This is a genomic window from Clostridium formicaceticum, from assembly GCF_001854185.1.
Classification (GTDB): Bacteria; Bacillota; Clostridia; order Peptostreptococcales; family Natronincolaceae; genus Andreesenella; species Andreesenella formicacetica.
In genome coordinates this window covers 2,936,214-2,948,749 of the sequence record NZ_CP017603.1, presented here as the reverse complement: position 1 = coordinate 2,948,749, position 12,536 = coordinate 2,936,214, and the positions used below count along the sequence as shown (strand labels likewise).

Sequence of the window (12,536 nt, the reverse complement as noted above, 5' to 3'; positions counted from 1 at the left end):
TTAGACTGTTTTCAGTCTACTTATTTATATACTCCTCTATAATTCTCAGGTAATAATTCTGCTATTTTCTTCATTATATATTTTGTAGCAAAATCTTCATAATCTTTTTTATCTTGCTCTTTTGCTCTCTTGGGAAATTCAAATTGTTTTCCAATGTTGATATGAACATCTGCATAATTAAAGGTTTCCGCACTCATATCTCCTTCTTTATTTATAGGTAACAATTTTTCTGTCCCATATAATCCAATAGGTACAATAGGAGCTCCTGTCATTCTTGCTATAAGAAAGATTCCTTTCTTTGCTTCTATCAAACTACCAACTCTACTTCTAGTTCCTTCTGGGAAAATCAATAAACTTTCCCCTTGGTTAACAAGCTTAATAATTTTCTTAAGACCCTCTTTATCAGCAGTATTAGGTTTTATATTTGTAGTCTTTATTCCATTAACCCCTATACTTGTAACAATATTATTTGACAGCTTTACACCTGCTACAAAAGTTGGATCAATCTCTTTTAAAGCCTTGTCTAAAACTAATCCATCAGAATTGCTTAAATGATTACATATAAAAATAGTTGGTGTTTTTATTCCCTTTAAGTTTTCACTGCCCTCTATGTTTATATTGGCATATTTTTTTAGGTATTTATCAACAACTTTTTTAGATATGTATGTGACAAATTTATCCGGTAAAATATTTATAATTTTTGCCGTTATAGTGGATATCATTTACTTACTCCTCCTGAATGTTTCTATACTTGAAATTATGTATTGAAACACGTAAAATGTCTAACAGTAATTATTACTACTAATTTAGGTGACCCTAATTTGCGAATTAATACAAAACTTAATTAGCTCCCCAACTAAATAATATAGACCCAAGAAAACAGCTCTGATATGTTGATAGTATTGAAATATTTTTATACCGCATTAATTATATCGCATTAAAATGAAATCTTTTACAAAATCTTGAATTACCTTAGTAGAAATATATCCTATATACTGATTCATTTTTTACCATGATTTCCATTTAATACATAATTTTCTACAAATCTTGAAGAACCCCTTTGACTAACTTTGTCGAAAATTAATTAATGACAAAAAACAATTGCGTTTAAGACAAATTAGATGAATTATGCATAATGACATATCCTTGTTGCTATATTAAAATAGAAGATTAAATTATCTTATTGATGACCTATTATGATAGATTTACAGAAAAATAATTATTCTGCATAATCTTGGGTAATAAATATACTATGTAGTTGTATATTATTGAATAATTTACGAGGATAGGGGGTAGATTCTATAGATTTTAAAACAGAAGAAATACAATATTTATTAAACTTAGTTTTAACCAGATACCATCAAATCAAAAAAAACAACAAAATACAAATGATGATGAAATAAATGAATCTATTAAAAATGAACTATCTATTTTGATGTCCCTTTATAATAAAATAGAATCAATAAATAGCATATTAAAGGATAATAGTTCACAACAATAAATAAAAGATATTGGAGTGAATTACCCCAATATCTTTTATTTTCTACTTTTTATTTTTTTGTATTCTTATCATTCTGACTAAGCTTATTATTTTCTAATTCTTGTTTTTTCATTTCCTTATTTGCTTTCTTTACTAGCAGTGCACTACCTATGCAAAATCCAATAAAAACAAGCAAAACCGCAATTACATCTAACTGTAGTTCCATTGACAATGCCTCCTTAATATTAAGCTATTAGTTTAGATTGAACTGTGTACTTAGTAATTAAGGAAGCTTTGTACCTACTGGAATTTTTTCTTGGCAGAAGTAACCTCTGCAATATTATAAATAGCCTTGAAATGTGTAAGTATATATAGGTTAAGTATCTATAATCTACAATCAAATTATAGCTGCAAACTAATATTAGACCAAATATGCTGGCAATTCTATATAATATATCAAGGCTAATCCTATTTCGAGGCAGTTCTTGTATATTTAGAATTTCTGATTGATACTGCGCAGTCAAAAGGTATGGAAATTTTAAATCGTCAGCATCATTGGTACTGCTATACGAGCTATCTATTATGAAATAGTTTAATAAGAATAAAACAAGAATAATATAAATAATTATCGTTGATTGTTTTTTATTGATTAAATAAATCATATGAGTGTATACTCCCTATCGTAAAAACAAAGATTAAATCCATATTTATATCATATCATATAATCTAAAACTGGGTAAGCTAAACTAATCCTCAATTTAAAATTTATTTTCTTACGAAGCATATAATAAGTTGATTAGATATTACAATGTGTGTTTAAAATATTTGAAGTATACCTATTACTTGGTTTTTTAAAAAATATCTGCATATACCTTTAATAGCATCTATGATAAAAGTAAATCTCTTATATATAAATTAGAAGACCACACCGTAATTGGTGTAATTTTAACATTTAAACAGTTTAAAATATACTTTGTAATTGCAATGAAGAGAACCTGCTACTGTTGTTTATAGATTATGCCTATGCTATACTAGGTAATGATGAGTATGTAAACCAATCACATCAAATTAACTAATAATTGCCTTAATAGAAATTGAATGAAAGGAAATGAAGATATTGAGTGTACTTACTGAAAAGCTGAAGGAGGTTTTATTTTCAGTTCTTCCTATCACAATCATCGTACTAATATTAAATTTTTCTCTTACACCTCTTGAAACTCCCCTCATCATCAGGTTTATTATTGGAGCACTTTTTGTTGTTTTAGGGCTATCCATCTTTCTGATTGGAGTAGATATTGGGATTACTCCCCTTGGAAGCCTAGTGGGGGCAACTATTGCTAAAACAAATAAGCTATGGATAATAATTACTGCTGGATTAATCCTTGGATTTTTTATTTCCATCGCTGAACCTGGTCTACTGGTTCTTGCAAATCAAGTTGATTTGGTTACATCTGGGCAAATATCCAGCCTAAGTATCCTTATTGTGGTGTCTATTGGTCTAGCAGTGATGATTGCCTTTGGCTTAATTAGAATAGTCTCAAATGTGCCATTATACAAAATACTAACGGGACTTTATGGGCTTACTTTTATTCTAGCTTTATTTACATCATCAGAATTTTTAGCTATATCCTTTGATGCTTCAGGTGCCACAACAGGTATATTAGCAGTACCATTTATTTTAGCCCTTGCAATAGGTGTTTCTGCAATGAAGAAAGATAGCAAGGCTGCTGAAAAAGATAGCTTTGGCTTAGTTGCCATAGCATCTATAGGTGCCATAATATCGGTTATAATTTTAAGTGTTTTTTCAAAAACCAGTGAGTTTTCCCCTGGACTTGAATTCGACATACCCGAGTCAACCTCCATTCTAGGTCCCTTTGTTCAGGTGTTCCCTGTGGTATTAAGGGAAGGTTTTTTTGCTCTTTTGCCCTTATTGATTATTCTTTTACTTCTACAAAAAATATCCTTTAAATTGAGCAAAAATGCTTTTTCAAAGATATTAAAGGGCTTTGTTTATGCCTTGGTAGGATTAGTGCTATTTTTAGTTGGTGTAAATGCTGGATTTATGGATGTAGGAGGCATTGTGGGATATATTCTTGCATCTTTAGATAGTAACTATTATCTTATACTTATGGGGTTAGTACTTGGCATAGTGACAATATTAGCTGAGCCTGCTGTTTATGTATTAACCCATCAAATAGAAGATGTTACAAGTGGGTATGTTAAGAGAAAAGCTGTATTAATTGCTCTTTCTCTTGGCGTTGGTATTGCAGTAGCTCTTTCAATGTTAAGAATTATTGTACCTGGAATCCAACTATGGCATTATCTTTTACCAGGATACATAATCTCAATTGCTATGACTTATTTTGTACCAAAATTGTTCGTAGGGATCGCCTTTGATGCAGGTGGGGTTGCTACCGGGCCTATGACCGCTACTTTTATTCTAGCTTTTACTCAAGGAGCTGCTGAAGCAATTGAAGGAGCAAATGTTTTAATAGATGGATTTGGAATGATTGCTATGGTAGCTATGACGCCAATAATCACTTTACAAATATTAGGATTTATCTTTAGTGTCAAATCTAAAAAAGGAGGTATAACAGAGGATGAAGAATAGTTCTGATAGTACTGGTTTTGAACTACTCTGCGTAATTATAAATTTCGGAACAGCAAGTAAAATCATAAAACATGCAAAACAATATGGAGTAACAGGAGGCACTATTTTCTTAGGGAAAGGAACTATTAAAAATCCTATATGGGAATTTTTGGGTTTAAATGAGGTAAGAAGAGAAATTGTTCTAATGGTATCAAAGAAGGACACAGCCTATACTGCTTTAGAGGAACTTAATAAGAAGTTTAAATTTGATAAACCTCATCACGGTATAGCATTTAGTACTTCTGTCTTAAATATATTAGGAGCTAAGTGTTTAGCAAGGAGAGACCATGATTTTAAAGAAAGTAGAGGGGTGGAAAATCCTATGTATAATCTTATTATCACTGTTGTTGATAGGGGAAAAGGAGAAATTGTTGTAGAGGCTGCAAATAAAGCAGATTCCAGAGGAGCAACGATTGTCAATGCAAGAGGTTCTGGTATTCATGAAACTAGTAAACTGTTTGATATGGAAATAGAGCCAGAAAAGGAAGTTGTATTGATCATATCTCAAAATCATCTAACAGAAGGTATAGTTTCTTCTATTAGAGAAAACCTCAAGATTGATGAACCAGGTAATGGTATTATTTTTATCCAAGACATAAATAAAACCTATGGTTTGTATTAACATCTTTATATACAAAAAAATGCTGATAGAAGCTCACATTACCCCTGCCATATGCTCTCCTTACGGTAGACAGTTAAGATAAATAAAACGATTAACCATAAGGAGGAGCATATTTTTATCGGACGAAAAAGTAAACTTTCAGCAGAAGAGAAACTAAAATACGTTCAAAAGGTATGTTTTGCAAGTGGGGTATGAAGTATAATAGTTATGGTCATATGTCTATTACAGTATATTATGAAAAGGATGAAGAGGACGGTAGCTTTAAAAGGAAAACAGGCTTAATAGGTAGTTATAATACGTGAGAGCTGTACACTTGTTCAGAAACACGATATATTTAACTTGTTTTACTAGAATTTTAGTGTTATGTTATTATAAGATACTATTATGATGGGAGTGAAAAATATGGATTTTTTTGAAATATTTCAATGGATTTTTATGATTGCAGCCATGATTGCAGGTCTTGCACTAGGACAGATAGGTAATGTTGCTGGGATAGCAACACATTTTATTACTCCTTTTCTTATTGTGATGCTTTTTGGTGTTTTTCTTCAGACGCCAGTTGCAAGTTTGAAGGCAGGATTTAAAAATGCAAAAGTATTGAGAATGAACCTCGTTATCATTTTTTATGGACGCCTTTGTTAGCTTTTGGTCTCAGTTTTATTTTTTTCCGTGACACCCCTGATGTTTTTATTGCATTAATTATGGATATGGTAACCCCTTGTACCGACTGGTATTTAGTTTTTACAGGAATAGCTGGCGGAAGTATTGCACTGTCTACGACATTTTTACCCTGGAATTTATTTATGCAATTTATTTCAATACCTGTTGCTATTTTCCTTTTTGCTGGAACCGTGGTAGAAATACAGCCATATTTTTTTCTAGAAAGTTTTTTGAGGGTATTGCTACTACCCTTTATTATTGCAGTATTAACGAGGAAGATTATCTTGTACATAAAGGATGAAAATTGGTTTGAACAAAATATCCTTGGGAGAGTAGGTATATTTCAATCTTTATTTCTTATGTTTGCCATTATGGCAATGTTTGCTTCTCAAGGAATTATTTTAATTGAGAACCTAGGCTTGGTAATTCGACTCATTATACCAGTAACCTTATTTTTTATAATTAATTTCTCTGTAGGGCAGATAATAGGTCGGGGATTTAAGTTATCTTATCAAGAGGGAACCAGTTTGATTTTTACTATATTAGCCAGAAACGCACCACTAGCTTTAACTATTGCTGTGGCTACTTTTCCAGATAAACCTCTTATTCCTTTGGTTTTAGCTGTTAAATCTTTAATTGAATTACCAATGCTTTTTGCATTTTCTCAGCTTATGCTTCTTTTTTATTCTAAAAAATGGTGGACAAATCTTACCTGATGTTTATAATGGCAGCATAAAAAAATAAATTGCAGCATTTATATGGATGTCGCACTCCCTCTGTTAGTTTTGCTACCATCTCCCTTGTAGAAGGAGGTTTTAAACTCTCCTTTCGATAGAGGGATGTCACAAAGTGAAAGGGGGAAGGTGTGATTCGAGAAGGCTCTAATTTTTAGCATTCATTTGTTATATATAGGTGTTTAAATTGTATTTTTCTAATATACTATCCTAAATTCCGGTATTGTAAGCATTTGATTTAGCAAATCATCTTTGCCAAAAGATTCATCCACTAATTGGATGTCTTCCTCACCAATGTAATACACTTTGACGTTACCATGAAAAGAAGCTGACAAAATATTCATCATATCATCCCGGACAGTTAGGATTTCGTTCTTATACATTTCATAGATCAGTCTGGATGTTGTCAGTTGCATAGGAGCTTTTCTGCCGTGGTGCTTTTCAATATAACTATTTACACTAATGACATTACTCCTTATTTTTAAATCATCACTAATAAGAATATATTTGCCCACAGGAATTCTTGTTAAGACAATTATACTAATTAAAATCAGTTCTTCTGCTAAACTGTCTCCTTCAGATTTTTGATGACGAGCATATTTGAAGAATGGTTCATATAGCGTTTCACTACCTGGATTACGATTTACGATTCTATTTCTAACACCCTCATCAAGCGTATTTATTATATTATAAGTAGCTGTTTTGAATTTACTAACTTCTTTTACAGCATACCCTAATAATACATTTGCTTCCTCATTACTAATTGACAATGCATCCTTTAGTATATCCATGACCATTTCTTCAGCAATAAATAGAATTGGTATACCATTTTCATGAATCTTTCTTAGGTAATCAATTTGAATTGGATCAATGACAAAAGTACTCGATGAAAGTTCCATTAAAACTGTTTTCGTTATTATAATTACAGCTGAATGCTTCAAAAAGAATTCTATAATAAAATCATTAGAACTTGCATTTGAATGATGTATTATAGAGCAAGTATCATAAAAAAAATGTTTTTCATGTTTGAAGAATAAATCAATAATTTGATCAGGTGCAGATATTAGGTACTTTTCTATATCGCTATAATTTTGAGGAAATTCTTGGTATACTTTACTCATCCTGCTTTACCCTAATTGATAGATAAAGTTTCCATGTGTTTTTTAATATACCTTCTAAGCTTGACTCTGAAAGCAATTCTTTCTTTACTAGTCTATTGCCTTCTTTCTTTAGCGTTTCGAAAAGGTAGCCCATTTCATCCTTCAAAGATGCTTTAAGAATTTCTTTATCTAACCAAAGTTCTTCAAACAATTCTTCTATTTTCTCAGCATTAAAATCTAATAATTCTTTAGCAACATTTATGTCTTCCAATATTCGCAGTTCATATATTCTTACTAAAACTGCTACGAAAGGTGCATTGAAGTAATTCATTAATTTTACAACTACGCATTCAATTCTTTCACTGTCCACATTGAACATATCATACATTTTTTTAAATTCTACTTCTGGCATAAGCAGATTTGCTGCAAAAAGATTTGCTTTACTTTCATTTTCGTTTTCAAAATACTCTTGGTTAAAATGAACCTCACGTTTTTCATTAATATAATCAGGGGTTCCCTTGAGTATATGATAAATGTCATGACAAAAAGAGAAATACATTTTGTTTCTAGGTTGATTTGAATTTAAAAGCAGATACTTACTATAGCCAGTTCCCAAATAACATGCTCCAAAATCATTATCTCTCATTGGGATTTCAATAATTAGTGTATTAAGTTTTTTTCCGATTTCTCTCATTATTTTAGGAATATCACCATCCCATATAACTTGATTATGGAAATCTTTTATTGCTTCTTTAACACTCATCTCATATTCCCGATTTTTAATAATAATGGCTTTAAATCTACTAAAATCCATAATCAAGCACCTCTAATGCATCCTTATCAATCTTCTTCTGAATACCTAAGACTGCATCAACATGCTCAAGAAAATCAAATATTAGATTTGCTAATTCTTTTTTTTCTTCATCAACAGCACCCATATAAAATGCTATTGAAGTTGATTCTTCATAACCAGATGATTTTAACATTAAATTTTCTTGCATAAAGTAACTTATTTCCTTACCTAAAGCTTTAGCAATTGCTTCCATGTCCTCATAAAGTATATCTTGCTTGCTATTAAGTAAGCGAGAAAACTTATTTTTCTCAATTCCAGTAAGTTTTACAATAAAACTATTCTTAATATTATAATGTGTAATGTATTCGTTAAGATTTTGTATAAACTTAGTCATAACAATTCCTCCTTTTAATTATATTATATCACATAATGATACTTTTATTCAACATTTTTACCTTTTATATCTTTACAAATGTTTATATCAAAGTTCGCTCTGTTTATTGTATCAATATTTGATATCTAAATCAATATTTATTATTATTGTATGAGACATCCTTCAATCTGCTACATCATTTAATATGAAAGATTTTTAATATGGCATTGAGTTTAAATCCACTATTTTTTTACGTTTCAATTTAGCTATCAGTATTAGGATACAGTTCCATTCCATAAATACCGATTTTATATTTTTTCTTGATATACCTTTTAATCTTATCGTATTCGTATGCAGTTACGAGTTTCTTATTCCTTAGTTGATTTAGTAATGCCATTTGCTCACAAAACTTTAAAGTATCATCCATTTCTATGTCCTCCTTTATATGACACCATTTTTTTAGCTCAAATTTGATATAAAAAAAAACAAGAGTTCATCTAACCCTTGTAAACCTACAATCATTCAAAATATGTCTTGTCTTTCATCAGCCTTAAAAATTGCTTGATCTCTTGAATATCCGATGTAATACTGCATTTAGGCAATGCTACCAAGACAACTTCGTGGTATCTACCATTTGCACCTGCTCTTGAATCCAAAATCGATATGATGTCTGTATCTGTCTCGTTTCTAATCAAACGCCCAGCACCTTGTTTGAGTTTAATTAGCATCTGAGGAATCAGAACTGAATTCAAGTAATCATCAATAGAACTGTAACAAGTCTTCTCGTATTCACTGATTGGATCAGGTATTGGAAATGGTAATTTCACATAACAAATAATTAAGTGAGATAAGATATCCCCTGGAATATTAACCCCTTCCCACATACTACCTGTTGCAAACAAAACACCTTTTCCACTTGCTCTAAATGCATTAATCGCATCTGATCTGCCTCTTGTCATTTGAAACAGTGGAATCTCCATTATCCTTTCATTGAGATTTTGATACACAAGCCTCAACGGCTTATACGAAGTAAATAGGACCAGACCATGTCCATTAGATGCTCGAATTAATCTTTCGACCTCATCAGTAATATTGGCAATGTACTTTGGATTATCATAATCCGGATATTCCATATTTTCAGCTACATACAGTAAGCAGTTTTCTTCAAAATTGAAAGGTGTTCCTTTACTTATTTCAATAATCCGATCTTTGCGGACTTGCTTCATTCCCAATTCATTCTTTATATAATTGAAATCTCCATCAACTGCTATGGTTCCCGATGTTAAAAGAAAAGAAATGTCGTTTGTCCATAGATCTTGTCCAAGTTCTTTACTTAAAGTAATCGGAACCGATGCTAGTGTGGTTTGACCTTTCGAAAAAGGCTCTTCAAGCCAGTAGATGATATCGCAACAATTAAAGATTTTCATCTGGCGAATATTTCGCTTAATATCTACCATCAGCTTTCTATCTTTTTCCGGAAGCAATCTAAGAATTTCTTCTAAATTCACAACAACTCGATTTAAAAACACTCTAGCTCGTTGAGTGATGATGGTCTTGTATTTTTCAGTATCTTCATCTTCAATCTCTTTTGGAATCTGATGAATTACTTCCTTGAAGAATAAATCATTGTAGGTTATACCTTCATTACATATTTCTCAAATCCGTTTGACATTGGAACCATCATGCTTTGGCAGTGCTTTTCTCAATAATCGATTGATTTCATCTTGTCTAACTGAAGTGTCATACATCTGGTTGGCAGCGTCTTTCAATTTATGCGCTTCATCTATAATGGCATGGGTGTAATCAGGAAAAAGAGCAGATAATCCTCTTTTCCTTCCGGTGTGATGTCTTTTATCTCATCCGTCTTACGAGGCCATTAAAAAGACATGTCCTTCATAAGTTTCTTTGTTGCCATGATAAACCCATCTTCTTCAAAGCGCAATGCTTTTAGAGAGTTTCTTCTCTTATTACAGAATAGAAACACACAGGTAGAAGAATAAGGGTCCAATTTAAATTTCATGCTTACAAGAGCAGCAAGACCATCAATCTGCTTCCTAAAATCCGTATAGCCGCAAGCGATGTAGATATGTTCTGCTCCTTGTATAAAACCCCCTAGCATACCGTCAGCAGAATCTTTAATACCTCCGCCAACAACCGACAATCTGTAGCTTCAGATATATCTATTGTAAAACCTTCATACCCTATAGTGATAAAAGAAGCCTTCGGATAAACTAACGTTTCCTGTGGCTGAATTTTCATTTCAGCCCAATCAATATCCGCCGTTACATGTTCCTGCTTTCTTAACCTTGTGACCCAGTACCTATAAGTGTAAGCGCCAAGGAATTAACGTATAGAAATCCAATTTAATAGCTGATAAAATAAATCCAGTAGAAGTTAGATATGTTGCTAACTCTACTGGATTCTATATTTTTACTTAGCTTGAACTTTTAAACTTTCAGGTACTTCCTTTGAAAAGGGTAGTAGTTTTAACAAGCTTCCCTTGTCTTGAGGGTCTATATTTGAAAAGTTGTTCATTAAGTAAAGTAAATATTTTTCAACAACTAAATTATTGTTCTTAGCCGTTTCAGTGATGCTATAGATTAATGCACTAGACTCTGCACCTTTGGTTGAAGCTGAGAAAAGCCAGTTGCTACGACCCACTACAAATGGTCTTATGGATCGCTCTGCAGAGTTATTATCTATTTCTAAAGATCCATCTTCTAGAAATACTTTTAAAAAACTAGGAAGTAGTGGTTTGGTATATGCTAAGGCTTTACCAAGGGCACTTTTGGGAACAGCATCTTTTATTTCTTTATCTACATAATCTATAAATTCTTCTATTATTGACTTGGATGCGTCAAGTCGCTTTTTATAACGCCTCTCATAGAAATCTTCTTTTCCACTATGCTGTTCTTTTAGGTCTTTTTCAATCTTATAAAGCTGAGCACAATAATTAAACCCTATTAATGCTCTTGAAGACTTTAGGGCTTCTTCGTCTAGATTCACTATTATTTCGTGGAACTTTCTTCTTATATGGGCTAGGCAATAAAGTCTTTTGACATTTTCAACTTTATTATATCCAGCATAGCCATCTGTTTGAATATATTTTGAAAATCCACTTAAAAAACCCTTAGGACAAGAACCAGATCTTGTCTTTTGGTAGTCGTAGATGATAATAGGTTGATCTTTATCTGGGCATTTATAGAGCCACATATACTTTTGTTTATTGGACTCCTTGCCCCTATCATCTAAAACTTTAACAACTGTTTCATCAGCCTGGATATAGTTTCTCTTAAGGAGTTCTTCCTTCATAAGCTGATAAATTGGATCTAGTTCATGGGCTGCACCAATAACCCAGTTGGCAAGGGTTTGTCTAGAAAGATTTGCCCCCATCATCTTGAAGTAGGATTCTTGTCTATTTAAAGGCAGTGCATGCTGGTATTTTAAATTTATGACATGACTAAGAAGCTCGTTAGATGCCATACTCTTATGTAGCAAGGTCTTTGGAGCCTTTGTTGTAATTATATTTGCTTTATCATTATTTTCTTCACATGATCTGCAGGCATAGCTGTAGGTTAGATGTTCTTCTACATACAGCTTTGCAGGTATATACTTTAACACTTCCTTTGACTTCTTACCTATAACCACTAAATCACTGGAACAATCTCTGCAGGACTGTTGATCTTCATCAAGCTTATGCTCAATTACTATTTTTTCTAGGTTTGCTAAGTTATCTTTTTTTCCAGTATTGCTGGTTGGCTTCGTTCTCTTGTAAGTAATTTCCTCAATAGTAGGCTCAGCTGCTTTTAAGTTACTATCTTTTTCAGCTTCATCAAAAAAGGATACCTGTATAGTATTAGCCTGTTCACTGGAAGAGCCAAATATTTTTCTGTTTTTATTAAGTACTTGATTTTTAAGATAAGCTAACTCATTTTTCAAGTTTTCTATTTCCTTATCCTTTGCTTCAAGCTCTTCTTCCATTTTTAAAATTAGTTCTTTCGTCTTTTCGTCCAGTTGGTTTTGTAAATTTACCTTCGTCATTTTCATCCCCGTTTTCATTTTATTTACAAAACAATTATACCATAAAATCCTTGTAATTTGAATGCATACAAAGGTTTTATGGT

Annotated in this window: 14 protein-coding genes; 4 read left to right on the top strand and 10 right to left on the bottom strand. The window is 31.9% G+C overall.

What is annotated here, in order from left to right; genetic code table 11:
• Window positions 1-20: 20 nt before the first annotated feature.
• On the bottom strand, window positions 21-722 hold the full coding sequence (locus BJL90_RS13285) for a lysophospholipid acyltransferase family protein (RefSeq protein ID WP_070968879.1): 702 nt from the start codon (window positions 720-722) through the stop codon (window positions 21-23).
• An 828-nt stretch (window positions 723-1,550) separates the two neighbouring features.
• Window positions 1,551-1,706, bottom strand: a complete 156-nt coding sequence (locus tag BJL90_RS22015) for a hypothetical protein (RefSeq protein WP_156778798.1) — start codon at window positions 1,704-1,706, stop codon at window positions 1,551-1,553.
• 882 nt (window positions 1,707-2,588) lie between these two features.
• Here BJL90_RS22015 and BJL90_RS13280 point away from each other — a divergent pair.
• The 4 genes from BJL90_RS13280 (at window position 2,589) to BJL90_RS13270 (ending at window position 6,128) form a co-directional block, all read left to right on the top strand.
• The gene (locus tag BJL90_RS13280; protein WP_472234729.1) at window positions 2,589-4,091 is read left to right on the top strand and encodes a DUF1538 domain-containing protein; all 1,503 of its coding nucleotides are present in this window, start codon (window positions 2,589-2,591) and stop codon (window positions 4,089-4,091) included.
• The gene (locus BJL90_RS13275) at window positions 4,081-4,752 is read left to right on the top strand and encodes a P-II family nitrogen regulator (protein ID WP_070968874.1); all 672 of its coding nucleotides are present in this window, start codon (window positions 4,081-4,083) and stop codon (window positions 4,750-4,752) included. Before BJL90_RS13280 ends, BJL90_RS13275 begins: the two co-directional genes overlap by 11 nt.
• Window positions 4,753-5,154: 402 nt before the next feature.
• Window positions 5,155-5,394 (top strand): hypothetical protein, encoded by a 240-nt coding sequence (locus tag BJL90_RS21525; protein ID WP_081561994.1) that lies wholly within the window; start codon window positions 5,155-5,157, stop codon window positions 5,392-5,394.
• Entirely contained in the window at window positions 5,388-6,128 is a 741-nt protein-coding gene (locus BJL90_RS13270; protein ID WP_169824220.1) for an arsenic resistance protein, read from the top strand. Before BJL90_RS21525 ends, BJL90_RS13270 begins: the two co-directional genes overlap by 7 nt.
• 215 nt (window positions 6,129-6,343) lie before the next feature.
• Here BJL90_RS13270 and BJL90_RS13265 read toward each other — a convergent pair whose 3' ends face one another.
• The 8 genes from BJL90_RS13265 to tnpC all read right to left on the bottom strand — a co-directional run bounded on the left by BJL90_RS13265 (window position 6,344) and on the right by tnpC (window position 12,471).
• On the bottom strand, window positions 6,344-7,267 hold the full coding sequence (locus BJL90_RS13265; RefSeq protein ID WP_070968871.1) for a transposase: 924 nt from the start codon (window positions 7,265-7,267) through the stop codon (window positions 6,344-6,346).
• Window positions 7,260-8,060 (bottom strand): ImmA/IrrE family metallo-endopeptidase, encoded by an 801-nt coding sequence (locus BJL90_RS13260; RefSeq protein WP_070968868.1) that lies wholly within the window; start codon window positions 8,058-8,060, stop codon window positions 7,260-7,262. Before BJL90_RS13260 ends, BJL90_RS13265 begins: the two co-directional genes overlap by 8 nt.
• Entirely contained in the window at window positions 8,050-8,433 is a 384-nt protein-coding gene (locus BJL90_RS13255; RefSeq protein WP_070968865.1) for a helix-turn-helix domain-containing protein, read from the bottom strand. The genes BJL90_RS13260 and BJL90_RS13255 overlap by 11 nt, the downstream gene beginning before the upstream one ends.
• Before the next feature lie 241 nt (window positions 8,434-8,674).
• A complete protein-coding gene (locus BJL90_RS22010) occupies window positions 8,675-8,839 on the bottom strand; it encodes a hypothetical protein (RefSeq protein WP_156778797.1) in 165 nt (54 codons plus the stop codon).
• 91 nt (window positions 8,840-8,930) lie between these two features.
• Window positions 8,931-9,920, bottom strand: coding sequence for an ATP-dependent DNA helicase (locus BJL90_RS13250; RefSeq protein WP_156778796.1), 990 nt, complete (start codon window positions 9,918-9,920; stop codon window positions 8,931-8,933).
• A gap of 368 nt (window positions 9,921-10,288) precedes the next feature.
• Window positions 10,289-10,573, bottom strand: a complete 285-nt coding sequence (gene tnpB, locus BJL90_RS21520) for an IS66 family insertion sequence element accessory protein TnpB (protein WP_070968859.1) — start codon at window positions 10,571-10,573, stop codon at window positions 10,289-10,291.
• Window positions 10,525-10,671, bottom strand: coding sequence for a hypothetical protein (locus BJL90_RS22005; protein ID WP_156778794.1), 147 nt, complete (start codon window positions 10,669-10,671; stop codon window positions 10,525-10,527). Before BJL90_RS22005 ends, tnpB begins: the two co-directional genes overlap by 49 nt.
• A gap of 171 nt (window positions 10,672-10,842) precedes the next feature.
• The gene (tnpC, locus tag BJL90_RS13240) at window positions 10,843-12,471 is read right to left on the bottom strand and encodes an IS66 family transposase (RefSeq protein WP_081561992.1); all 1,629 of its coding nucleotides are present in this window, start codon (window positions 12,469-12,471) and stop codon (window positions 10,843-10,845) included.
• Window positions 12,472-12,536: the final 65 nt, after the last annotated feature.

Excerpts from the sequence above, each read along its gene's own strand:
- BJL90_RS22005 (WP_156778794.1), bottom strand. The coding sequence starts at position 10,671 with ATGAAAATTCAGCCACAGGAAACGTTAGTTTATCCGAAGGCTTCTTTT.
- BJL90_RS13275 (WP_070968874.1), top strand. The coding sequence starts at position 4,081 with ATGAAGAATAGTTCTGATAGTACTGGTTTTGAACTACTCTGCGTAATT.
- BJL90_RS22015 (WP_156778798.1), bottom strand. The coding sequence starts at position 1,706 with ATGGAACTACAGTTAGATGTAATTGCGGTTTTGCTTGTTTTTATTGGA.
- BJL90_RS21525 (WP_081561994.1), top strand. The coding sequence starts at position 5,155 with ATGGATTTTTTTGAAATATTTCAATGGATTTTTATGATTGCAGCCATG.
- BJL90_RS13265 (WP_070968871.1), bottom strand. The coding sequence starts at position 7,267 with ATGAGTAAAGTATACCAAGAATTTCCTCAAAATTATAGCGATATAGAA.
- BJL90_RS22010 (WP_156778797.1), bottom strand. The coding sequence starts at position 8,839 with ATGGATGATACTTTAAAGTTTTGTGAGCAAATGGCATTACTAAATCAA.
- BJL90_RS13285 (WP_070968879.1), bottom strand. The coding sequence starts at position 722 with ATGATATCCACTATAACGGCAAAAATTATAAATATTTTACCGGATAAA.
- BJL90_RS13280 (WP_472234729.1), top strand. The coding sequence starts at position 2,589 with ATGAAGATATTGAGTGTACTTACTGAAAAGCTGAAGGAGGTTTTATTT.
- tnpC (WP_081561992.1), bottom strand. The coding sequence starts at position 12,471 with ATGAAAACGGGGATGAAAATGACGAAGGTAAATTTACAAAACCAACTG.
- BJL90_RS13255 (WP_070968865.1), bottom strand. The coding sequence starts at position 8,433 with ATGACTAAGTTTATACAAAATCTTAACGAATACATTACACATTATAAT.
- BJL90_RS13260 (WP_070968868.1), bottom strand. The coding sequence starts at position 8,060 with ATGGATTTTAGTAGATTTAAAGCCATTATTATTAAAAATCGGGAATAT.